Raw genomic sequence first — 21837 nt, forward strand, 5'->3', positions numbered from 1 at the left:
ATGCTGCCTTTACCCTTGCATTCAGTTTTTTGACCGCATAACTTTCTCTAAAGCGCAGCTATTTTCTCAGGTTCTCAGGTTCTCAGGTTCTCAGGTTCTCAGGTTCTCAGGGGAAGTATTCATAGAATATATACCAATGCGGTTCCAGGAATTTGTATAACCGCTTGCCGTGTATCGACGTATCGCTCTTGTCTATCTTGTCCAGCTGAGCGACCGCTTCTATACCGGACTCATCAACAATGTAAGCTATCCCCTTATGCTCGCCAGAAAACACGAACCCTTTTCGATAATTAAAAAAAGAAACTTCATTAATAACGCCAAAAGCACCATCTGCAAAGATAGTATTAATAAGATCCAAGCCTAACCTATCCTCAATAAGCTCTCTCATGTCGACAACACTATCGGCATTAATCGCCGCAGGCTCAACATAAAACTCTTTGTTTGATGTAACTTCCAGCCGGTAAATATTTTCTTCAAGCACCTTGTCAACAACAGCCAAATAGCTTTCCCTTTTATCCTCGAGTAAATATTGCAGATACCGGTCTTTCGGTAGCTCCTGCCCGCAACCTACCAGAGACCAATATACCAATAAAAACGTCAACTTAAGAACTATACCTCTCATTTTATTTTACCTCCCTGCATGGCGATCATAATAATATTTTGCACCTTGATGTATGTTCATCTGATCTCGAAACTGATCACCATAATTAGATCTCGCAGGCGGAGCAAAATCAAAGAAGTGGCCATCGGAAGGGTTGTAATGTTGGAAAAACTCTTGATATGCCCCGGCACCTCGCATTAATATATTTGTCGTAATGTCCGGATATCGCGTACTTATACCACCAGTCCGACCATCCACCCAAGCCGAAGCCGTGGCACCATAAGCAAAGTTACCAAAATCCTCTATTCCCTCCAACCCTCGATAATCCGGCTTACTTTTAAAATCCCAACGACCTCCGGAACGCACGCGCTCTATATAACCGACAACATCTCCCTCCACTCCAAGTCGTCGAGCCTCGTCAATGCTTGCGATAAACTCTTCAGCAAGCTGAGCACGCAACTGTTCGCTATCCTTACTCATCTGATTGAATAAGTATCCCATCGCTCCAGTAACTGCACCCGCAGCGAATTTACCGCCGGTTACCTCAGAAACTGTACCACTCACGAGTCCAGCAAGGGCCGCACCGGCCCCTCGGCTCCTTTGGGTTGCCTCGGCGATCCGGCCGCCTAGAGCCCCTTCTGTAAATCCGCCAACTATCCCAGACCTAACGTTACCTCCAGCCAGTCGTGCAATGGCCCCTCCTCGGGCGGCATGCGCTCCTCCGCTCAAAAGGGAATTTTCTATCTTCCAGCTAGCGATTTTATTACTAGCAGCAATATCGACATATGCTAGTGCCCCTGATTTCAATCCCGCCGTAAGCGCATCCGATAAAGATCCGCCACTTGCATAAGTCATAGACCCTGATGTAAGAGCTTGATAACCAACCACGCAAGCACCGGTAGCCGATCCTGCGGTTAGGGCGGTGCAAGCGCCCAAGCCAACCAGCCCTATCACTTCACCTGCAAACTTATTTCTCGCTGCAAACCGCGCTAGCTCCTTCCCTCCGTATCTTGTCGCCGCCTCTGCCATAGCGAGCTGCGGCACGAAAACCATGGCTATCTCTCTAAAGTATTTTTTGAAGCTGCGCTCCAGTTTCTTCCACGTCTTGCTCAACCACGAGTAACCGGAGGGGTCAGTAAAGCTGAGCGGGCTGTTCAGCACATAGCTATAACGATTGTAGCTTTCGGTATTCTCCAAGCCCTTCACCACCGGATCCGCGCTCAGGAACCTGCCGATGGTCGGGTCATATACACGCCCTCCCATGTGGATCAGTCCGACTTCGTCCAGCATTTCGTGACCGGAGAATCCTTTGTTGGTCGAGGTTTCATTACGGTTGATCTGGTTCCATGCCAGGTCGGTTATTGACTCCCAGTTGAGTGCGGCCCGGGGCCTGCCCCAAGGGTCATACTGATATCGTTCGCTGACTCCGCCGAGAGCATTAACGGTAGCGATGACCGAGCCTATGGCATCAGAAATCAGGTATTCCTCTTTCTTCGAGCTTTCCTGGCCGTCTTCGAAAGAGACTACTGCGCCCCCAGGAAGAGAAAATCTCTCCCTCGTGCTGGTTTGGCCCTGCTCGGTTTTGATGATCTTCTCGAACGCGCCAAATGAATACTTTGTGACCGAGCCTGTTCCAGATGACGTGATTGTTTTGAGGATGCCCCGAGAAGGCCCATACACAAACCCGACCGTCGCATTTGCAGTTTCTATCTGGTCTGGTTTGTTAAACGAGGTATAGGAAATAGTCCGCCCATCGCCCGACACCATATTGCCGCCACCGTCATAGCAGTAGCTGGCATTACGAACGCCGGAGACGCTGGTAACGGCGTGAGGCCCAGGCGCAAAGGTTTGCCCGTTCAAATCACAGGTTTCACCATAAACGTAGGTGCCCACGTCGTTGCGGCTCAGGATATTACCGGACACGTCATAGGCGGCTGTCTGGTTGTATGAAAGGGCCAATCGGGGACGCCTACCAATTGCTAAAAAAATTCACCGTCCCATATCTAAGTGCTACTTTACGCGGACTCGAAACTGGTGGGTGTCCCCTATTGCTATTGATCTGGCTCACTTTCGTCGCCCATGCTTTTTTCTTATCACAACCTTTGAAAATTCTGGGGCAGGGTATAAGGCAAGTCGACATCATCAAAAGGATATTTTTTCCAAGTCATGACACTCAGACACGCCCTTCTTGAACGAATTCGTATTTGAGGCAGGCCAAGCGAATTGTGAGATTTTGATATCGCCGACGCCCGCATCCTCAGCCCAGAAGCCGATCTCCTTAATATTATATGGCCCGTCTTTTTCTTCTGTCTCGTAATTCAAAACCCAATACTCATCGCGCCCAGTATAATGAGTAATTATAGTGCGTTGACCAGAAGCATCCAGGCACTCGTAACTATCCGCAACCACCCTATGCACAACTATGTACGGACGGCTTACAAAGTAACCCACCACCTGAGCATCTACAACCACAAGTAAATCTTCACCGCTCTTTCTCTGAATGTAAATATGCGCACTATTGCTATCCTGAAGATAGTAGTTCCCCGCAATTTTTCTTCCGTCGCCACAACCGTACAGAGTGGAAATAAGAAGCATCATCCAAAGACTTCTGCAGGTCATTTAGTTACTCCCTTGGATTAATAATTCTAACATCACCAATAAATTTTACTGCATAAGGAACCCCGGAACTCAACCCTTTTGGCCTTCCTATGACAGTACCAATATATCGATATCAGGAATACAGCACGCCATTCCATAGGGTGAGCAAGCCAATAGTCAGCTCCATGCGAGCGCGCCAAGCGGCGCCCGGAAATTGACCAGACCACCGCGAGGGATTCCACCGTCACTGCCGTCCCGAACCTTACCTCTGGATGGCCACTGGACCTGACCGAGCTCTAGTCTGAATTCATTACAGAAGCATCATTGCCTGACAATAGTCTTCTTTCTTCTTCCACATCAAGAAATCTCTTCAATATGGCATCCTGCACCTGCTCGCTCTCTATAATAAAAACCGTATCTTCGCCGCTTTTAAAAATTGCCACTCTTGCATCCCACTCGTAACTTGTTTCTGAATCTGTATATTTGTACCTTTTGTAATTAAATTCATCGCTGAGCACTTCGCTTTCAATAGAGTACTCTAGGTAGACACGAGAGGCATCGGGATCATTAGTGAAGGTAACAAAGCCTCCGCCACATTTCCCGCAATCATTCAAACGCGCCTGGTACAGATGAGACACCATAGAGACATAAAAAAAACCATCATTTATCGACGTTTCCCTTATTCCATAATAGCTCGGAACAGGAACCATAACCTCGCCAACTGCAATGTAAATGAAGCGCTCTGGATCAATGTCGAACTGATCAGAATTAGCCTGACCAAAGCCCAGAGTCATCAGGAGCGGCAGTAGAATCCTGCCAGTCATACCGCACCTTTCTTTTTTTGATATATCTTGATCTGATCTCAACAATTACGGCGAACGCGAACTTCCACAAACACCTGCTGGTGTTGCCGCCGGCGGTGACACTTGCCGCCACCAGCGCATCAGAAGCTGTCTTGGCTCCGCCTCTCGTCAAAGTGCTCACGCCATCAACCAGCTGACACCCCTGCTCCCCTCTACGGCCTTGCTATGACAGCTTCAAAAGCGCCTCCGCTATTCAGCCCATGGAAACAGGAAATAAAATCTGAAACGCCCGCACTTTTTCCGACAACATGCCTTATCAATCGAAACGTCGCGATAACCAGCAAGCGAGAGCGGCTCTGATCTTCGATTATCGCGTGAAATAGGCCATCCCTATTTGCCTGACAAGCTGCTCCTTCCCGTCACTCCATAAAGAGCGAAATATACTCCAACAAAGACAAAGACAAAGACAAAGACAAACGTTGTAGATTTACTCATGTAATCTGGAAATTCCAAAAGAAAAGCTGCAGCAGCCATAAAAAACAGAAAACCAGATAAAATTAGCGCCACAATCCTCAGGACAGCTTTCATAACTTTCACCTGTCACCAACTATACATTCAACTGAACAATAAGTTTGGGCTCCACCCTGAAAAGTTGCCGCCCCAACACCCACCACAAGACTGGCCGCGTTGAATTTTCTAAACTGATATAGCGTTCTTAATTGACGGCGACCCGAATGATAACTTCGAGAATTACCATACGAATTTCTATTAGCCTGCCTCTGCAAGCTCGAATCTAAACATCCTGATATTTCATTTTCTGCGAAGCCAGACATGCTTAAAGAAATTCAGGTGGCACACGCATCAATCTCCACGGTGACCATGATGACGCCTTGTGGCGATCCATTCTTCGCAACAAATGGCAATGATTCAACATCACCGCGAAGGCAACATAGGCCAATAGCAAAGACATCAACCAGCAGGACAAGCCGCTCCATCCCCCATTGTCGGCGGCGCTTCCTGTCCGGAGAAATAGTCCTTGCCGCACAGGAACCCTCGTCGGATGTCCAATTCATGCGAGTCCGACTACGTCCCCTTCGCTGTTGTCGGCAACCAAAGCGGCCATTTCCAGGCTGGGCACATGTTTTCCATTGTAGCCATTTCGCTACTTTGTATATTTATCAAACCCTTTAAAGGCCTCACCTACTAACTTAAGGCCCCATAGGAAGACAATAAAAGCCAGCGAACCGAACAGAGGGATAACCCCATGATATAACATAAAAACAATAATAGAAGATACTAGAAGTGCGACCTCAGTGTATATGGAACGCAAGAAGAAAAAAGCTATTAAAGCAATCATTGGAGCACTTACAAGTGCAACAAGATTAAAATTTTCCCTGAAGGACGAAATGCGTACATCACGCGCTTTCTCGAACACCGATCTTACCATCGGATGATCCGGCGTGAATCCAGGGCTGCCAATATACTCGGAAAACTTTGCCAGTTCTTCATCAAGGTAAACCGCCCTATCTTTAGATGACAGCCTTTCCGGTATGACAAATGTCACAACCACTATGAAGAAAATAATTGCGCCAACGAGAACTCTCATTAATCCTGCCACCATGAAAACTGTGAGTTATTTGGGCTCAGATGACATCACTGTAACGTCCAACCTTTCAGCTCAAGCTGCTCTTTAAAGTCGTCCATAATAGTTAACCATACGCCTTTCTTACTTCCATAATCTATTATGACGTTAACGCTCCTCTCATCGAAACCGCTGGAAAAATACAAATAACCGTTTTCTTCTGTCAGCAAATGAACATTTATTTTGAACTCAGAACCCCTATCTGATCGCTCAAACCACTTAGTAGCGTTGGGGACTTTATACCAGCCAAGCCACTGAATATTTAGCCTATTCTTCGTTGAATACGAATACAGAAAATCAAAAAAATCCGAGTACTCAGAGCCCTCTAAACTCAACTTGATTGATTGGATTTCAGATGCCAAAGCCATAGGTGAACCGCCGAATGAGAACATAGCAACCAACGGCAGCATCCAACCTCTTAGATTCCTTTTCATCTAGCCACCTTACTGAGAAAGTCAGCTTATACCATACCTTAACTGCTGACTGACAATGTCTGCTTTTATAACTTGGTCTACGTCCTTCAAATAAGGCGAAGCGGCATAATTATCACCCCAACCAAGTATGCATCAGCGCCAATAGCCCTAATGGAAGTAGCGCTCTCGATAATCGCGAAGGATTTGGTAACCGTGCCAAGGCACGGAGTTTTTCTTAGTAGAAATTCCAGACGTCTCCTGCCGTACATTGCGACGCTGCCGGCTATTTTTCTCTTCGCCTCAGCCACACGGAGCGGCAAGAAAAGGGATGTCGAACGTAAACCATAGCTCATGATACGGGCTTCTGGGTTGAGCGGGCCATGATCCTGAAAGGGTGCATCTGCTCGCTGCCCTGCATTTCGCCTCTCTCTGCCGACCGGGGATAATGCGCTATCTCTCGTGCGGTACTCACACTCGGCTTATTGCCCTCCGGAAGAATACGGGCGGCCACTTGCCGACTCGGTTCGACTTCAAGCCCCCAATCCCTTACCATGCGCGCCGGCTTCACAACTTCAGGCTGACATGATCTATCCTTCTGCAGGGCTGGTTACGCCGCCCTAGCCCCAGATTCCCCATATTGGCCGCTGTGCCTTTATCCTGACGCGCCGCGATGCTGCACCACGCTGCTCGCGTGTTAGCCGTGCTGTTTGGCGCTGAGCTAGCGCTCTGTGAGCGCGCATTTATTGCTTTTTTCGGAAACTTTACTCATGTGGCAGACGATTCACCAGAACTGGTTTTCCAATCTGCGGGGCGATTTGCTCTCGGGGCTTGTTGTGGCGTTGGCGCTTATTCCAGAGGCCATTGCTTTTTCCATCATTGCTGGCGTTGATCCTAAAGTCGGGCTGTACGCCTCGTTCTGTATCGCTGTTGTCATCGCTTTTGTGGGTGGTCGGCCTGGCATGATTTCGGCCGCCACCGGCGCCATGGCGTTGTTGATGGTAACCCTGGTGAAGAGTCATGGGCTGGAATATCTGCTGGCCGCCACGCTGCTGTGTGGTGCGCTGCAAATCGTGGCGGGTTATCTCAAGCTGGGCAATTTGATGCGCTTCGTATCGCGTTCGGTTGTCACCGGTTTCGTCAATGCGCTGGCTATCCTGATTTTCATGGCGCAGTTGCCAGAGTTGATAAATGTTACCTGGCATGTTTACGCGATGACGCTGGCGGGCCTGGGCATTATTTATCTTTTCCCGTACCTGCCACGCATCGGCCGGTTGGTGCCGTCGCCGCTTGTTTGCATCGTCAGCCTTACCATAGTGGCGTGGTGGCTGGGCCTGGATATTCGCACCGTCGGTGATATGGGCGAGCTGCCGGATACGCTGCCGATTTTCCTGTGGCCTGATGTGCCGCTCAATCTGGAAACACTGAAGATCATTTTCCCCTATTCGGCCGCGCTTGCTGTGGTGGGCCTGCTGGAATCCATGATGACCGCGACTATTGTGGATGACATGACCGACACCACGAGTGACAAGAATCGCGAATGCAAAGGCCAGGGTGTGGCGAATATCACGGCGGGGCTGTTTGGCGGCATGGCGGGTTGCGCGATGATCGGGCAGTCGGTGATCAATGTGAAATCCGGGGGGCGCACCCGCTTGTCATGTTTTATTGCCGGCTTTGTATTGCTGGTGCTGGTTATCTTTCTGGACGATCTGGTATCGCAGATCCCGATGGCTGCGCTGGTGGCTGTGATGATCATGGTTTCTATTGGCACTTTTTCGTGGGATTCGGTGTTCAATCTGCGCAGCTATCCTCTCTCCAGCAATATCGTGATGCTGGCGACGGTGGCAGTGGTGGTGGCCACGCACAATCTGGCCTATGGCGTGCTGGTGGGTGTGCTGCTGACGGCGCTGTTCTTCGCCAACAAGATCGGCCGCTACCTTGATATGCCGTCTCACCTGGACGAGAGCGGGCGTGTGCGCACTTATGAAGTGAAGGGGCAGGTGTTTTTCTCCTCATCAGAAAAATTCGCCGCCGCATTTGATTTCCAGGAAGCGCTCGACGCTGTGGTGATCGATTTGCATGGCGCTCACTTCTGGGACATTACTTCAGTGGCGGCGCTGGACAAGGTAGTGGACCGGTTCCGCCGTAATGGTGTGGATGTGCAGGTGCTTGGGCTCAATGAAGCCAGCGCGACGATCATCGAGCGTTTCGGCAACCAGGGTGCGCCGGAGAGTGTGGCAAACGGATAACCCGCAAACGCTGGCCCGCGAGCCGGCCCGTCCTCAACAAAACCCGGCAAGGCCCGATACGGCCCGGTGAAAGCCCTAGTGAAAGCCCGGCGCATCAGCCGGGCACGTCTGTTGTTCGGCTTTCTTCACCGGCCACGCCTTCGCCAGCCATGATAGTGGCGGTGTTACCCGAGAGTGCCGCGCTCAGGCTGTAAAGTGGCGCAAACGACTCCGCCTGTGCCATCGGCCAGGCGGTGCGGTATATGCTGGAGCGGAATTTGCCGGTCAGCAGCTCACCTTTTTCAAGATCGGGAAACAACGCTGAGAGCACCCGAATCTCGCCACTGGCGATACGCTTGGCGATGTGATGTGGCCGCAACTCCTGCGGATGTCTCAATCCTGCGGCAGCCAGCAGCTCGGCCAGTGCATCCAGCGTGTTGTGATGGAAGTTCGCCACGCGCCGGGATTTATCCTCTACCACCAGTGCTTTTTGACGTCTCGGGTCTTGGGTCGCCACGCCGGTCGGGCATTTTCCAGTATGGCAGGTTTGCGCCTGGATACAGCCCACGGCAAACATGAACCCGCGGGCGCTGTTGCACCAATCGGCACCCAACGCCAGTGTGCGCGCCATGTCAAAGGCGGTGATGATCTTGCCGGATGCACCGATCTTGACCTGCTCGCGTAGCCCGATACCTACCAGCGTGTTATGCACCAGCCGCAACGCTTCCCGCAGCGGTGTGCCAACGTGATCGACGAATTCTACCGGCGCGGCGCCTGTCCCACCCTCGGCGCCATCAACCACGATGAAATCCGGCGTGATGCCTGTTTTAAGCATCGCCTTGGCAATGGCAAACCATTCCCACGGATGGCCGATGGCGAGCTTGAAGCCCACCGGCTTGCCACCGGACAACTCACGCAGCCGGGCGATAAATTCGAGCAGCTCTATGGGCGTTGTGAAGGCGCTGTGTCGAGGGGGCGAATTGCAGTCTATCCCCACCGGCACGCCGCGTGCAGCGGCGATTTCCGGGGTCACTTTTGCGCCGGGCAACATACCGCCGTGGCCGGGCTTGGCGCCTTGCGACAACTTGATTTCGATCATTTTCACATTGGTTGTGCGGGCCCGCTCCGCAAAGCGCTCCTCGGAAAAATTGCCCTCGCTGTCACGGCAACCGAAATAACCGGAGCCGATGTTCCAGATCAGGTCGCCGCCATGCTCAAGGTGGTAACGGCTGATCCCGCCTTCGCCGGAATCGTGGGCGAAGTTGCCCATCGCGGCGCCTTTGTTGAGGGCCAGCACGGCATTACCCGACAGAGCGCCAAAGCTCATGGCAGAAATATTCAGCACCGACAAGGAGTAGGGCTGCGTGCACGCCGGCCCACCTACTTGAATACGGAAATCACTGTTGCCGGGCTCGATCGGCTCCAGCGAATGGTTGATCCATTCGAAACTGGTTTGATAGACATCGCCCTGAGTACCGAAGGGTCGTTTGTCGGCCTGTTTTTTGGCACGCTGATACACTAGTGAACGGTCGGTGCGCGAGAACGGTAGTTTTTCTGTATCACTTTCAAAAAAATACTGCCGCATTTCGGGCCGTATGGATTCGAAGAAATAACGCATATTGCCAATGACCGGATAATTTCTCCGGATTGCCTGGCGAGTTTGCACCAGATCAATGATGCCACGCACCGATAGCGCGCCGAACACCAGCGCGCCGGCAAGCCACACGGGGCTGAATTCTACGGCAAGGAAGATGAACAGGCCGGTCAGTACGATCACGGCGTAGAAAACGGAATGACGAGCAGAGAAATATTGCATGCTGTAAAGTCCGAAACGGCCGGCCGCCGCTGTGCTGATAAAAAGGCTACGAGTCGTATCTTGAAGCCGCCTGCGTTTGCATCAGGCGCTGCCTGTGCCGCTTCACTCGAACATCACACTTGAGCGCCGCACTCACGGCACGGTCACCATGGCACGTTGCAGGCTGAGATCAGCATACGGGGCAGCCAGAGGTGGTGCAACACGGTCGCCTTGCATGACTGCTCCGGGAAACCCTGAGCTGCTATTGCGTTATTCTCTCGTGGCGCTTTCCTGGCGCTTTCGTGTCAATTTTTCATTGATAACGAAAGTGCTTTGATCGCTGCAAAATAGAGTGGGAATATGGCGTCATGCTTCAGGTGGTATATCGTTGCATCAGGGTCTGGGCGGATATTTTTCCAGCATCTCGGTTATCAGCTGGTCGACCAGTGCCTGCCGTGCGTCCGGGCGCATGCCCTCGGTCAGGTTGCGTCGCGCAGCGCCGCGCCAGATGGCACGCTTGTCTTCCGGGGTGACGAACTCCACCACCAGCTTGCCTTCGCGCACCTCATGGGAATCCGGTGGCGTCATCACGCCAAGCCCGAACGCACCGCGCCCGTAGCCCAGTCCGTAGGAAAAGCCAGAGCTTTCATTGCGTATTTCGGTTTCGATGTCGTAGCGAACAAGGATATCGGCATCTTCTTCCAGTGCCGGGGCCAGCCCTCGCGCTGTCAACTCGCGGTTAAGGGAGCGCTCGATGCGCGCCGCATCTAGTGTGAGATAGTCCTTGTCGTCAGTGGGCGCCATGAAGGCATAAGAGGTATAACCGGTAAAGCGGGCCTCCCGGTCGTAATCAATGATCACGCTGGCGCAGCCGGTCAGCAGCCATAGCAGGGGCAGCGCAGCGAAGGCCGCCCGCAGGAAATCCGTTCGGCGCCGCAACGCGCCCCGGCTGGTCAGGTCATGCAGCATGGCGTGCCTCCTGCATCCACTTTCACGGACCACAGCTTCGATGGATCATGGCCTTACTTTATCCCGGCCAGCTCGCCGATGAGGTAAATATTCGTGATACGAGCGTTATTGCCCGTGTTTGTGTGGCTCGGGCCCATGGGCAACTGGAGAAAAGCGCGGCTGCAACCGGCCCTCGTGGGTGATCTGCTCAACGAACATGCTCAGCGGCCGCACCCACAGGTGCTGGCCATCGCCGCACGGCCGGTATACCACCAGATGCTCCAGCGTCTCGCTGTGCTGCGCCACACCCAGCACCTCGTATAAGCCGCCTTTGTAGTGGCGGTAAAAGCCGGCGGCGCAGTCTTCTTTTTGCATTGGCTCACTCACCGCGGCGCCTCGCCGGCCTCTGCCAAATGGCTTTCTTCGCGGCACAGCGCCGTTACCTCGCGGCGCAGTATCTCGCCCAGATGGCGTACCGCCGGCCCGGCATAATCCTGATCGGTAAACACCAGGTAGAGATCGGCGAAGCGCTCTCCTCCTTCTACCGGCAATACTTTCAGCCGCCCATCGCGCAGCTCGCTGCGAATCTTTTCTTCCGGATACCAGCTGAACCCCTGGCCTTGGCAAGCCGCATGAATTGACGTGGCAAAATGACTCAGCGTCCAGCGCTGCTCGGAGCCGAGCCAACCCTCATCGGAACGACGATTGCCGGAATCACGAATGACCAGCTGCCGATGGCGGCGCAGATCGCGGAAATCCAGCGTTCGGCCAAGCTGGTGCAGCGGATGATCCGGGTGCGCGACAGGCACAAACCGCGCACGCATCAGGTGGTGCCCGAGAAAACCCGGCGGCAGGCGGCCGGCGATGGCGAGATCAACCCGCTTTTCCAGCATTGCCTCGTCGGTGCCCGTGAGGACTGTTTCGTACAGCTCCACACGGGTATCGGGAAACTGTTCGCTGAACTCCGCCAGGCAGGCCAACATCAACCAGGTGGGGAAAATCGCCTCAACGGCAATGCGAATCTCCGCCTCATGCCGCTGCGACAGATGGCTCGCCGCCTCTTCCAATGCCTGCGCCTCGCTGACCAGCGCCCGAGCACGCCGATACAGCAACTCCCCGGCCGGTGTCAGCACTGCCTTGCGGCCCTGAAGCGTAAACGCACGCAGCTCAAGGGTGGCTTCCAGCTTTTGAATGGCGTAGCTGATCGCTGACTGGCTCTTGTCCAGCGCTTCGGCAGCGGCGGCGTACCCGCCCTCGTCGACCACGGCGATCAGCGCCCGCCACTGATCCAGCGTGATTTTCGGTTCACTCATCGATATATCAACGCAACTGATATGAAGCCCGAATCTAGCGCCTTTGCCTCCTGCTGACCAGATGCAGCCTGTGGCCTGTGAAAGCCGGCGCCCTGCCTCGCTGCCGGATATCCGCACGGCAAGCAGATTGTGCTCTGAGCCGGGCAGCGGCGGCCCACCGGCTTGAGCCGGTATGGTGGTGCCGAGGCCGCTTGCAAGAGGCGGCCAGCACCAGATTCACATCACGCTTTGCTTGTCTCTCTTGTCCTGTCTCTCTTGTCTCGTCTCTCTCCTCTCCCTTCCCTCCTTTTTCTGGCCGCTCCGTTTCCAGCCGCTCCCTTCCATTGCCTCATCCCATTGCTTCATTTCACTGCTTAATCGGGCCAGCCTGATGCCGGCTATCTGGCGATGCCCACAGGTTTGAATCAGCCGCTTCGTCGGCTCTTTCCTCCGGCCCCTCCTGGCGACGAACAGATCAGTTTAATTGATAAAAACGGGCGGCAGCGCCGGGTTTTAACCGCCTGACGCTGCGGTATGCTGGCTCTACATGCTCATGAGGATAGCGAAATGGGACTGCTGGTTGATGGCAAGTGGCAAGACAAATGGTACGACACCGATAAATCTGGCGGGCGCTTCGAGCGCAGTGCAGCGCAGTTTCGCAATTGGGTCACGGCAGATGGTAGCGCCGGGCCGGATGGCGAAGGCGGCTTTCAGGCAGAGCCGGGGCGCTATCATCTGTACGTCTCGCTGGCCTGCCCCTGGGCACACCGCACGCTGATTTTCCGTCACCTCAAGGGCCTTGCCGGCATGATCGATGTCTCGGTGGTGAATCCGCTGATGCTCGATCAAGGCTGGACGCTTGATAACGATTTCGACGGCGCCACCGGCGATCAGCTGTATGGCCTGTCGCGGCTGTACGAGCTGTATCTGAAAGCCGACCCGAATTACTCCGGGCGCGTCACTGTGCCGGTGCTGTGGGATCGCAAGCGGGAAACCATCGCCAGCAATGAATCGGCAGATATCATCCGCATGTTCAATAGCGCTTTCGACGGTGTTGGCGCAACAGCGGGAGATTATTATCCCGAGGCACTGCGCGAGCAGATTGATGCCGTCAATGAATGGGTTTACGACGAGGTGAACAACGGCGTTTACAAGGCCGGTTTTGCCACCAGCCAGAAAGCATATGATGACGCGGTCACCACGCTGTTCGCGGCGCTGGATCGCCTGGAAGAACGCCTTGCCGGGCAGCGCTATCTGGTGGGTGAGCAGCTCACCGAAGCAGACTGGCGGCTGTTTACCACGCTGGTGCGTTTTGATCCGGTGTACGTCACGCACTTCAAGTGCGATCGCCGCCGCATCACTGATTACCCGAACCTGATCAATTACGTCCGTGACTTGTATCAGATGCCCGGCATCGCGGAAACGGTGAACCTTGCGCATATTCGCCACCATTATTTCCGCAGCCATCCAACCATCAACAAGTACGGTATTTTGTCCATCGGCCCGGAAACGACCTTCGACCAGCCCCATGATCGTGACCGTTTTCGCGCCGGCAGTTAGGAGGCATTCTCATGACTGTACGCACACTGCGTTCCATTATTCCCGGCATGAATACCAGCGACGGCGCCGGTGTGCGCCTGCGCCGCACCCTTGGGCAATCGCAGGTGGCACGGCTTGATCCGTTCCTGATGCTGGACGAGTTTTCTTCTGACGACGCGGCAGACTACATCGCCGGCTTTCCATCGCACCCGCATCGTGGCTTCGGGACGGTCACTTATATGCTGGATGGCCACATGCTGCATGAGGATCATCTGGGCAACCGCGGTGATCTGACGCCAGGCGCGGTGCAATGGATGACAGCTGGCCGGGGCATCATTCACTCGGAAATGCCACAGCAAAAGGAAGGGCGCATGCGCGGTTTTCAGTTGTGGCTGAACCTGCCTGCCAGGGACAAGATGAAGCCGGCCTCTTACCGCGATATTCCCGCCGAGCAGATTCCGGTAGTGACGCGCCCGGACGGCGCCGAAGTGAAAGTGATTGCCGGCCGCCTGGATGATGTGGCCGGGCCGATCAACGGCGGCGAGAGCAGCATGGCCACTGATCCGCTGTACTGGGATGTGGGCCTGCGCCCCCGCGCACAGGTTTCGCTGCCGGTGCCGGCCACGCACAATGCGTTTATCTATGTGTTCGAGGGCAGCCTGCGAGCAGGTGAGCGCGATGTGCCCACACATAGCGCGGCGATTCTCGGCGATGGTGATACGTTGCAGGCCGTAGCCGGCAGCGACGGCGCTCGCTTTCTGTTGTTGGCGGGCAAGCCGCTGCGCGAGCCGGTGGTGCAGTATGGCCCGTTCGTGATGAATACCCGCGAGGAAATCGAGCAGGCACTGGCCGATTACCGCGACGGCACGCTGGCGACACCCGCCTGACGCGGCAGGCTGCCGCGCCCCATTGCGCAGGCTCACTGCACAGGCTCATTGCGCAGGATAGCCCGGCTCTGACGGGCTCTGCCCGCGCAGCGGTGAGTAAAGGCGCCGAAGCAGGAAGCCGGGCGTTAGAGTACCGAACGCAGAAGCAGAGGGGCAGAAAGGGAATGTGAAAGGTGAGCTCCATGTTGGCCAGATTGCCTGATGCGGGCTGCGCTCGAACTCCCTGTCATCATCCCGCCAAGGGCAAGCGAGCGGCGGCGCCGCACGATACACCTTCTATGACAGGCCCGGAGAAGTGCATTCGCTCTGCAGCTGAAAGCCCACCACCTGGTGGGCTTTCAGCTTCTGGAGTGGATTCGCTGATTCTGCCGCATCAAGCGCTTCCGCCTTCCCACAGGGAGCGGGTCAGCTCGGCAGCGGGCATCGCCTTGCAGCCTGATGCGTTTTGCCCGGCCCAGAGCGAGGTAAAATCGCCGCTTCCCTGCTTTTCGGCGGCAGCGCGCAATGGCGCAAGCGCCGCTGATGCCAGCGGAAACGCCGGCGGCAGATCGCTCATGGGGCCCAGCTCACGCATCAGCCGATTGACGATACCCCGCGCAGGCCGGCCGCTGAACAGATTAGTCAGCGCAGTGTGCCGGGCAGCATCGCTCATGAGCGCGGCACGATGCAGCGCACTGGTGTTGGCTTCAGGGCAGCAGAGATATGTCGTGCCCAGCTGCACCGCAGAGGCACCGGCCGCCAGCGCCGCACGCACGCCTTGCGCATCGGCAATGCCCCCGGCAGCTATCACCGGCACGCTGACGGCCGCCGCGATCTGTGGCACCAGCGCCAACGTGCCGACTTGCGTGGTCACATCATCGCTCAGGAACATGCCCCGGTGCCCGCCGGCTTCACTGCCCTGAGCAATGATTGCATCCACACCGCGCTCGGCCAGCCAGAGCGCCTCCGCCACGGTGGTGGCGGTAGACCAGACGCGGCTACCCCAGCCCTTCACACGCTCAAGCAGTTCGGGTTCTGGCAGGCCGAAATGAAAGCTCACCACAGGTGGCGCAAAGGGCGCCACGATATCGGCCTGCGCATGGCTGAAAGGTTGCCGCACTGGTGCGCTGCTCGCCGCATCGGCATCCAGCCCGAGCTCGGCATAATAAGGCCGTAACGCGTCACGCCAGCGCTGCTCGCGCCCGGCATCGGGCGTTGGCGGCTGATGACAGAAAAAATTGACGTTGTAAGGGCGCCCGCTACTGGCGAGACGAGCCAGAGAGGCCGCCAGCACCTCGGCAGATAACAATGCACACGGTAACGAGCCAAGCCCGCCGCCTTCGCCTACCGCGAGCGCCATTTCCACACCCTGAGCGCCCGCCATAGGGGCCTGGATGATGGGGAGCGGTGTGTCTGTGACATTGTTCAAGGTCATCTCTGATCTCCGTGCTACGGAGGAAGTGAACGGCATGCTGGCCAACTCTTGCGTCGCAGCCAGTGGCGGTGTTCTCACTTGCGGGATCGTTTCTTTATTGATCCTGCGGTATTGATCCTGCGGCCGCCTTGGTAAAACCCTCCCGGTTTGAAGTCAGCGGCAAAGTGGCGTCTGGTAAAAAGTCTCTTTATCAATTAATTCTACCAACGGCCTCTACCAACCATCTCCACCAAAGATATCCAGCAGCGATATCTGCCATCAGAGCCTGCCAAAGACACCAGCCAAAAGCGATATCGATATCGAAGTTTTTACAGAAGAATCCGCCGCACGTACAGAGGGTAAAAATCTGTTCAGCGCTGCACTCCCCGGGGTGAGAACACCTCTGTGGCACTTATGGGCGTGCATCTTGCGATATCGAAGGCACGATAGCGCCGGATTCTTTCTATAAAAGCCGCCTCTTCACACAAGCGCTCCGGTTTCAAAACAGCGATGCCATCGCCTTTGATCTGATAAACGCGTTCAAAAAAACCCGGCGCTGCGCTCTGATGGCTAATATTTCTTCTGGCACTCATGAGTTCCTCCTTGAATTGCACTTAGCTATTCCAGAAAAACCATACTTGAGAAAATTCACGAACAAAATCGAGTCAGCACGAAGCCATGCCTCTCCTGCCGTTTTTTTCGCATCTCCCTGCGCATCTCCCTGCGCCTTTCATCGTGTCTTTTATCGCGTGTCTCACACTCCTGACGTTGTTGTTAATTCCACACACCTGCGGTTGTTATTCAGTATCTTCAATCGACAACCCGCGTGTCGCCGTATCGAGCGAGCTGAGGCTGGTTTCGGCGCCGAGCTTGATCATCAGCCGCAGGTCGTTCGGGGCATCGGCGTGCAGCATGGCGTCTTCGTAGGTGATCTCGCCTTGGGTGTAGAGATCGTACAGTGCCTGATCGAAGGTCTGCATACCCAGATCGCGGGATTTTTTCATCAGCTCCTTGAGCAAATGCACCTCGCCCTTGCGGATGTGATCGGCCATCAAGGGGGTGTTGAGCAGCACTTCGATGACCGCTCGCCGACCTTTGCCATCGGGTGTTGCGATCAATTGCTGCGCCACGATGCCGCGCAGGTTCAGCGACAAGTCCATATAGAGCTGGCCATGCCGGTCTGCCGGGAAAAAGTGAATGATGCGATCCAGCGCCTGGTTGGCGTTGTTGGCGTGCAAGGTAGCCAGGCACAAGTGGCCGGTTTCGGCGAATGCGATGGCGTAATCCATCACTTCGCGGGAACGAATCTCACCGATCAGAATAACGTCCGGCGCCTGCCGCAGTGTGTTTTTCAGGGCAACCTCGAACGATTCGGTATCCAGCCCCACCTCGCGCTGCGTCACGATGCAACCCTGATGCTGGTGGATGAATTCGATCGGGTCTTCGATAGAAATGATATGGCCTTTGGAGTTTTTATTGCGATGGCCGATCATCGCCGCCAGTGAGGTGGATTTACCAGTGCCCGTGGCACCGACAAAAATCACCAGGCCGCGTTTTGTCATCGCCAGATCCTTGATGATCGGCGGCAATCGCAGCTCATCCACTGCCGGAATCTTGACCTCGATGCGGCGGATCACCATGCCTACCAGGTTACGCTGGTAAAAAGCACTGACCCGAAAGCGACCGATGCCCCGGGCAGAAATGGCAAAGTTGCACTCCTTGCTCTCGATGAATTCCTTGCGCTGCTTTTCATTCATGACGCCAAAAACAATGTCCCGCGTCATGTCGGGCGTCAGCGCAGTTTTTGTGACGGGCACGACTTTGCCATGAATCTTCATCGACGGCGGCACACCCGCCGTGATGAACAGATCCGACCCGTTTTTTTGCGCCATGATGCGCAGTAGCTCTTCGAATTCCATCGTCTTTATCCGTGTTGGCCGGCCGCTTTATCAGAATGCATCCGGCGTCTTTGCTTTTTCCCTGGCCGATTCGCGTGAAATAAGCCCTTTTTGCACCAGGCCCTGCAAGCACTGATCCAGGGTTTGCATACCCAGCCCTGCACCGGTCTGAATGGCAGAATACATCTGCGCCACTTTATCTTCGCGGATCAGGTTACGAATTGCCGGGGTGCCGATCATGATTTCGTGTGCCGCCACACGCCCGCCGCCATTTTTCTTCAAAAGAGACTGGGAGATCACCGCCTGCAACGATTCCGACAGCATGGAGCGCACCATGGATTTCTCTTCGGCCGGGAACACGTCCACCACCCGGTCGATGGTTTTGGCTGCGGAGGTGGTGTGCAGGGTGCCGAACACAAGGTGTCCGGTTTCCGCCGCAGTAAGCGCGAGGCGAATGGTTTCCAGGTCACGCATCTCACCCACCAGAATGATATCCGGGTCTTCCCGCAGGGCGGAGCGCAGGGCTTCGGCAAAGCCGAGCGTGTCACGATGCACTTCCCGCTGGTTCACCAGGCATTTTTTCGATTCGTGCACGAATTCGATCGGGTCTTCGATGGTGAGGATATGCTCGTAGCGCGTGTTGTTGATGAAGTCGATCATCGCGGCAAGCGTGGTGGATTTACCCGAGCCGGTCGGGCCAGTGACCAGCACGATGCCACGTGGCGTTTCTGCGATCTTCTGAAACACCTTGCCCATCCCCAGATCTTCCATGGTCAGCACTTTGGAGGGAATGGTACGAAATACCGCGCCGGCACCACGGTTCTGGTTGAACGCGTTGACCCGGAAACGGGCCACGCCGGGCACCTCGAACGAGAAGTCGGTTTCCAGAAATTCCTCATAATCCTTGCGCTGCTTGTCGTTCATGATGTCGTAGATCAGCGCGTGGACTTCCTTGTGCTCCATCGGCGGCAAGTTGATGCGGCGCACATCGCCATCCACCCGGATCATGGGCGGCAAACCGGCAGAAAGGTGCAAGTCGGATGCGCCGTTTTTGGCACTGAAGGCAAGCAGTTCGGTAATATCCATGATTGATTCTTATACCTTGGCGGGTTGCGGGGTCTTCTATCTGCCCCCTGAGCCTGCGGGCGGCTTTTGTTATGATGGCCTGCCCGGCAAGGGTAGCGAATACTGAGCGCGCCCCGTCACACTCAGAAAAAACGCTTAGGCCGGCTTACGTTACCCCGTCGCCGTACACGGTTCAATAATGGATGCTTTCCCTTGGACGCACTGCAACACCGCCTTGACGCTCTGCAGCAACGCATCCGGCAAAGCCGGGAGGCCGCTGGCCGCGCGGCTGATACGGTAACACTGCTGGCGGTCAGCAAGACGCGCTCGGCGGCAGAAATTCGTGCGCTGGCCACGCTCGGCATCACTGATATCGGCGAAAACTACCTCCAGGAAGCGCTGGCAAAACAGGCAGAGCTGGCCGATCTGGCGCTGACCTGGCATTTCATTGGCCCGATTCAATCCAACAAGACCCGCGATATCGCCAGCCACTTCAATTGGGTGCATTCGGTAGACCGGGCCCGGATTGCCCACCGGCTGAACGACCAGCGCCCCACCGGCCTGCCGCCGCTGAACGTGTGCATTCAGGTGAATGTGGACGACGAGCGCAGCAAGAGCGGCGTGTCGCTCGCCGAGGTGCCGGAGCTGGCCGCTGTGATCGCTGCCCTGCCGCAGCTGCGCCTGCGCGGGATGATGGCGATTCCGCGCGCCGATGCCGCCGACGGCGGCCGCGCTGCCTTTCGCACGCTCGCCATGACACTGTCACAATTGCGTCATACCATACCCGCCCTGGATACCCTGTCGATGGGCATGAGCGGGGATTTCGAGGCAGCCATTGCCGAAGGCGCCACGATAATCCGACTCGGCACTGCGCTATTCGGCCCGCGCCCTGGCCGGGCATAAGCGCTTGTTTGCCACCCGCACCCCGCAGACGCAGCCGCCCTTCATGGGCCTTTTAAGGAGAGTGACATGGCCCAGCAAGTGATCGGTTTCGTCGGTGCCGGCAATATGGCCGCCAGCCTGGTTGGCGGCATGATCGCCAAGGGCATTCGCCCGGCACGCATCTGGATGAGCGACGTTTCCGAGCAGCGGCTGACCGATCTGGCCCGCCAGCACCGGGTGCATGTGACGGCGCGCAACGAAGAGATTGCCGAGCGCTGTGATGTGCTGGTGCTGGCCGTCAAGCCGCAGCTGATGGCGGAGGTTTGCGCGGGCCTGAAAGCACAGTTTGGCGACCGCACGCCATTGATCATTTCCATCGCTGCCGGCGTCACGGTGGACAATCTGCGCAGCTGGCTGGGCGACGTGCCGGTGATCCGCACCATGCCCAACACGCCGGCGCTGGTGCAGGCCGGGGCCACCGGCCTGTATGCCGGGGCCGGCGTGACCGAAGAGCATCGCCAGCTGGCCAGCCAGATCATGGCCAGCGTCGGCCTCACGTTCTGGTTTGAGCAGGAGAGCGAGCTGGATGCAGTGACTGCCGTTTCCGGCTCCGGCCCGGCGTATTTTTTCCTGTTGATGGAAGCCATGATCGAGGCCGGCGAACAGCTGGGTCTGAGCAGCCACACGGCGCGGCAGCTGGTGCTGCAAACCGCCTGGGGCGCCGCACAGCTGGCGATCACCAGCGAGCAAGCCCCGGCAGCGCTGCGCGAGCAGGTCACCTCGCCTGGCGGCACCACCGCCGCTGCGCTGGACGTGTTCGAAAAAGCCGGCCTGCGCAAGCTGGTGGACGATGCCCTGACAGCGGCCCGTGATCGTGCGCGCGAGCTTGCAAAATAGCCGGCTGCCCTGATACTACACTGCATCATGTGGCGCCTGCGGGCGCCGTCCGCTTTCAACGCCCCGGCGGGCCCGGCTCGGCCGTGCCCGCTTGCCGGCCGCACGTCAGGAGTCACCCATGAATACACAGGGAGCCTTCACCTTCCTGCTCAGCACCGTCGTCGATCTTTATGTCTTCGTGCTGTTGACCCGCTTCATCCTGCAATTGGTGCGTGCCGATTTCTATAACCCGATATCCCAGTTTGTGGTGAAAGCCAGCAACCCGGTGCTGGTGCCGCTGCGCAAGCTGGTGCCGGCACGGGGCAATCTGGATCTGGCTGCGATCATCGCGGTGCTGATACTGGTCATCGGCAAGACGTATCTGCTGCTGATGCTCAGTGGCGCGGGCAGCCTGCCGCCCGCAGCGGCGATGGTGCTCTATTCCCTGCGCTCCCTGGCCGGGCTGCTGCTGAACTTTCTGTTTTTTGCGGTGCTGGTGCGAGTGATTTTGAGCTGGGTAGCGCCAGACCCCTACAACCCGTTCACCGCCATCATGATCCAGATTACCGAACCCGTGATGGCGCCGGTGCGCCGCATTCTCCCGCCCATGGGCGGCCTGGATCTGAGCCCGCTGATCGTGCTGCTGGGCATCCAGTTCCTGATGGTGTTGTTCCTGGGCTAAGGCGATGGCGCTGTTTCGTCAAGACGGGCGGGACATTGTGCTCGACTGCTATCTTCAGCCCCGCGCCAGCCGCACCGAAATTGTGGGTGAGCACGATGGCGCCCTGAAGATCCGCATCAGTGCGCCGCCAGTGGATGGCGCGGCCAACGCCGAGCTGATCGCTTTTCTGGCCAAGCTCTGCAAGGTGGCCAAGCAGCAAGTCACCATCGAATCCGGTGCCACCGGGCGCCGCAAGCGCGTGCGCATCGGCGGCATCAGTGATATTCCTGCGGCGCTCGCCGGCAAGCCCTGATACGCC

The 21837-nt window shown here is 56.1% G+C and carries 22 protein-coding genes; 7 read left to right on the forward strand and 15 right to left on the reverse strand.

The window, feature by feature from the left end:
• Positions 1-106: 106 nt before the first annotated feature.
• From MU846_RS03860 to MU846_RS03890, 7 genes are all read right to left on the reverse strand, one after another.
• Positions 107-622 carry a hypothetical protein gene (locus MU846_RS03860; RefSeq protein WP_246948611.1) on the reverse strand — a complete coding sequence of 172 codons (516 nt, stop codon included), beginning with the start codon at positions 620-622 and terminating at the stop codon, positions 107-109.
• A gap of 6 nt (positions 623-628) precedes the next feature.
• Positions 629-2560: an RHS repeat-associated core domain-containing protein gene (locus tag MU846_RS03865; RefSeq protein WP_246948613.1), complete on the reverse strand. Its 1932-nt coding sequence runs from the start codon at positions 2558-2560 to the stop codon at positions 629-631.
• Positions 2561-2743: 183 nt separating this feature from the next.
• Positions 2744-3220, reverse strand: coding sequence for a hypothetical protein (locus tag MU846_RS03870; protein ID WP_246948615.1), 477 nt, complete (start codon positions 3218-3220; stop codon positions 2744-2746).
• 275 nt (positions 3221-3495) lie between these two features.
• Positions 3496-4023, reverse strand: coding sequence for a hypothetical protein (locus tag MU846_RS03875; protein WP_246948617.1), 528 nt, complete (start codon positions 4021-4023; stop codon positions 3496-3498).
• A 369-nt stretch (positions 4024-4392) separates the two neighbouring features.
• The gene (locus MU846_RS03880; protein WP_246948622.1) at positions 4393-4590 is read right to left on the reverse strand and encodes a hypothetical protein; all 198 of its coding nucleotides are present in this window, start codon (positions 4588-4590) and stop codon (positions 4393-4395) included.
• A 574-nt stretch (positions 4591-5164) separates the two neighbouring features.
• Positions 5165-5608 (reverse strand): hypothetical protein, encoded by a 444-nt coding sequence (locus MU846_RS03885; protein ID WP_246948624.1) that lies wholly within the window; start codon positions 5606-5608, stop codon positions 5165-5167.
• 47 nt (positions 5609-5655) lie between these two features.
• Positions 5656-6078: a hypothetical protein gene (locus MU846_RS03890; protein ID WP_246948626.1), complete on the reverse strand. Its 423-nt coding sequence runs from the start codon at positions 6076-6078 to the stop codon at positions 5656-5658.
• A gap of 746 nt (positions 6079-6824) precedes the next feature.
• On the opposite strand from MU846_RS03890, the gene MU846_RS03895 reads away from it, so the two are divergent.
• The gene (locus tag MU846_RS03895; protein ID WP_246948628.1) at positions 6825-8303 is read left to right on the forward strand and encodes a SulP family inorganic anion transporter; all 1479 of its coding nucleotides are present in this window, start codon (positions 6825-6827) and stop codon (positions 8301-8303) included.
• A gap of 94 nt (positions 8304-8397) precedes the next feature.
• Here the strand turns inward: MU846_RS03895 and MU846_RS03900 are convergent, their stop codons facing one another.
• From MU846_RS03900 to MU846_RS03915, 4 genes are all read right to left on the reverse strand, one after another.
• Positions 8398-10098 (reverse strand): FMN-binding glutamate synthase family protein, encoded by a 1701-nt coding sequence (locus tag MU846_RS03900; RefSeq protein ID WP_246948630.1) that lies wholly within the window; start codon positions 10096-10098, stop codon positions 8398-8400.
• Between the two features lie 372 nt (positions 10099-10470).
• On the reverse strand, positions 10471-11046 hold the full coding sequence (locus MU846_RS03905) for a DUF4136 domain-containing protein (RefSeq protein ID WP_246948632.1): 576 nt from the start codon (positions 11044-11046) through the stop codon (positions 10471-10473).
• Positions 11047-11151: 105 nt separating this feature from the next.
• Positions 11152-11400, reverse strand: coding sequence for a DUF1653 domain-containing protein (locus MU846_RS03910; protein WP_246948634.1), 249 nt, complete (start codon positions 11398-11400; stop codon positions 11152-11154).
• An 8-nt stretch (positions 11401-11408) separates the two neighbouring features.
• Complete coding sequence (locus MU846_RS03915; protein ID WP_246948636.1) at positions 11409-12338, reverse strand: LysR family transcriptional regulator; 930 nt, start codon at positions 12336-12338, stop codon at positions 11409-11411.
• Between the two features lie 546 nt (positions 12339-12884).
• Here MU846_RS03915 and MU846_RS03920 point away from each other — a divergent pair.
• The gene (locus MU846_RS03920) at positions 12885-13877 is read left to right on the forward strand and encodes a glutathione S-transferase family protein (protein WP_246948638.1); all 993 of its coding nucleotides are present in this window, start codon (positions 12885-12887) and stop codon (positions 13875-13877) included.
• Between the two features lie 11 nt (positions 13878-13888).
• A complete protein-coding gene (locus tag MU846_RS03925) occupies positions 13889-14743 on the forward strand; it encodes a pirin family protein (RefSeq protein ID WP_246948640.1) in 855 nt (284 codons plus the stop codon).
• A gap of 373 nt (positions 14744-15116) precedes the next feature.
• Here the strand turns inward: MU846_RS03925 and MU846_RS03930 are convergent, their stop codons facing one another.
• The 4 genes from MU846_RS03930 to MU846_RS03945 all read right to left on the reverse strand — a co-directional run bounded on the left by MU846_RS03930 (position 15117) and on the right by MU846_RS03945 (position 19120).
• A complete protein-coding gene (locus tag MU846_RS03930; RefSeq protein ID WP_246948642.1) occupies positions 15117-16157 on the reverse strand; it encodes an NAD(P)H-dependent flavin oxidoreductase in 1041 nt (346 codons plus the stop codon).
• Between the two features lie 350 nt (positions 16158-16507).
• On the reverse strand, positions 16508-16729 hold the full coding sequence (locus tag MU846_RS03935; protein ID WP_246948645.1) for a hypothetical protein: 222 nt from the start codon (positions 16727-16729) through the stop codon (positions 16508-16510).
• A 204-nt stretch (positions 16730-16933) separates the two neighbouring features.
• Positions 16934-18055: a PilT/PilU family type 4a pilus ATPase gene (locus tag MU846_RS03940; protein ID WP_246948646.1), complete on the reverse strand. Its 1122-nt coding sequence runs from the start codon at positions 18053-18055 to the stop codon at positions 16934-16936.
• 30 nt (positions 18056-18085) lie between these two features.
• On the reverse strand, positions 18086-19120 hold the full coding sequence (locus MU846_RS03945; protein WP_246948648.1) for a type IV pilus twitching motility protein PilT: 1035 nt from the start codon (positions 19118-19120) through the stop codon (positions 18086-18088).
• A gap of 192 nt (positions 19121-19312) precedes the next feature.
• Between MU846_RS03945 and MU846_RS03950 the strand changes: the two genes are divergently transcribed.
• From MU846_RS03950 to MU846_RS03965, 4 genes are all read left to right on the forward strand, one after another.
• Positions 19313-20002 carry a YggS family pyridoxal phosphate-dependent enzyme gene (locus MU846_RS03950; RefSeq protein ID WP_371738558.1) on the forward strand — a complete coding sequence of 230 codons (690 nt, stop codon included), beginning with the start codon at positions 19313-19315 and terminating at the stop codon, positions 20000-20002.
• A 66-nt stretch (positions 20003-20068) separates the two neighbouring features.
• Positions 20069-20878: a pyrroline-5-carboxylate reductase gene (gene proC / locus MU846_RS03955; RefSeq protein ID WP_246948652.1), complete on the forward strand. Its 810-nt coding sequence runs from the start codon at positions 20069-20071 to the stop codon at positions 20876-20878.
• Positions 20879-20996: 118 nt separating this feature from the next.
• Complete coding sequence (locus tag MU846_RS03960) at positions 20997-21539, forward strand: YggT family protein (protein ID WP_246948654.1); 543 nt, start codon at positions 20997-20999, stop codon at positions 21537-21539.
• A 4-nt stretch (positions 21540-21543) separates the two neighbouring features.
• Positions 21544-21831: a DUF167 family protein gene (locus tag MU846_RS03965; RefSeq protein ID WP_246948656.1), complete on the forward strand. Its 288-nt coding sequence runs from the start codon at positions 21544-21546 to the stop codon at positions 21829-21831.
• The last annotated feature ends 6 nt before the right edge of the window (positions 21832-21837 follow it).

The sequence above is a fragment of the Alcanivorax quisquiliarum genome (assembly GCF_023051175.1).
GTDB lineage: Bacteria > Pseudomonadota > Gammaproteobacteria > Pseudomonadales > Alcanivoracaceae > Isoalcanivorax > Isoalcanivorax quisquiliarum.

What these genes read in the sequence shown, in the direction of transcription:
- MU846_RS03860 (WP_246948611.1), bottom strand. Translation starts at nt 622, where the DNA reads ATGAGAGGTATAGTTCTTAAGTTGACGTTTTTATTGGTATATTGGTCT.
- MU846_RS03870 (WP_246948615.1), bottom strand. Translation starts at nt 3,220, where the DNA reads ATGACCTGCAGAAGTCTTTGGATGATGCTTCTTATTTCCACTCTGTAC.
- MU846_RS03875 (WP_246948617.1), bottom strand. Translation starts at nt 4,023, where the DNA reads ATGACTGGCAGGATTCTACTGCCGCTCCTGATGACTCTGGGCTTTGGT.
- MU846_RS03880 (WP_246948622.1), bottom strand. Translation starts at nt 4,590, where the DNA reads ATGAAAGCTGTCCTGAGGATTGTGGCGCTAATTTTATCTGGTTTTCTG.
- MU846_RS03885 (WP_246948624.1), bottom strand. Translation starts at nt 5,608, where the DNA reads ATGAGAGTTCTCGTTGGCGCAATTATTTTCTTCATAGTGGTTGTGACA.
- MU846_RS03890 (WP_246948626.1), bottom strand. Translation starts at nt 6,078, where the DNA reads ATGAAAAGGAATCTAAGAGGTTGGATGCTGCCGTTGGTTGCTATGTTC.
- MU846_RS03895 (WP_246948628.1), top strand. Translation starts at nt 6,825, where the DNA reads ATGTGGCAGACGATTCACCAGAACTGGTTTTCCAATCTGCGGGGCGAT.
- MU846_RS03900 (WP_246948630.1), bottom strand. Translation starts at nt 10,098, where the DNA reads ATGCAATATTTCTCTGCTCGTCATTCCGTTTTCTACGCCGTGATCGTA.
- MU846_RS03905 (WP_246948632.1), bottom strand. Translation starts at nt 11,046, where the DNA reads ATGCTGCATGACCTGACCAGCCGGGGCGCGTTGCGGCGCCGAACGGAT.
- MU846_RS03910 (WP_246948634.1), bottom strand. Translation starts at nt 11,400, where the DNA reads ATGCAAAAAGAAGACTGCGCCGCCGGCTTTTACCGCCACTACAAAGGC.
- MU846_RS03915 (WP_246948636.1), bottom strand. Translation starts at nt 12,338, where the DNA reads ATGAGTGAACCGAAAATCACGCTGGATCAGTGGCGGGCGCTGATCGCC.
- MU846_RS03920 (WP_246948638.1), top strand. Translation starts at nt 12,885, where the DNA reads ATGGGACTGCTGGTTGATGGCAAGTGGCAAGACAAATGGTACGACACC.
- MU846_RS03925 (WP_246948640.1), top strand. Translation starts at nt 13,889, where the DNA reads ATGACTGTACGCACACTGCGTTCCATTATTCCCGGCATGAATACCAGC.
- MU846_RS03930 (WP_246948642.1), bottom strand. Translation starts at nt 16,157, where the DNA reads ATGACCTTGAACAATGTCACAGACACACCGCTCCCCATCATCCAGGCC.
- MU846_RS03935 (WP_246948645.1), bottom strand. Translation starts at nt 16,729, where the DNA reads ATGAGTGCCAGAAGAAATATTAGCCATCAGAGCGCAGCGCCGGGTTTT.
- MU846_RS03940 (WP_246948646.1), bottom strand. Translation starts at nt 18,055, where the DNA reads ATGGAATTCGAAGAGCTACTGCGCATCATGGCGCAAAAAAACGGGTCG.
- MU846_RS03945 (WP_246948648.1), bottom strand. Translation starts at nt 19,120, where the DNA reads ATGGATATTACCGAACTGCTTGCCTTCAGTGCCAAAAACGGCGCATCC.
- proC (WP_246948652.1), top strand. Translation starts at nt 20,069, where the DNA reads ATGGCCCAGCAAGTGATCGGTTTCGTCGGTGCCGGCAATATGGCCGCC.
- MU846_RS03960 (WP_246948654.1), top strand. Translation starts at nt 20,997, where the DNA reads ATGAATACACAGGGAGCCTTCACCTTCCTGCTCAGCACCGTCGTCGAT.
- MU846_RS03965 (WP_246948656.1), top strand. Translation starts at nt 21,544, where the DNA reads ATGGCGCTGTTTCGTCAAGACGGGCGGGACATTGTGCTCGACTGCTAT.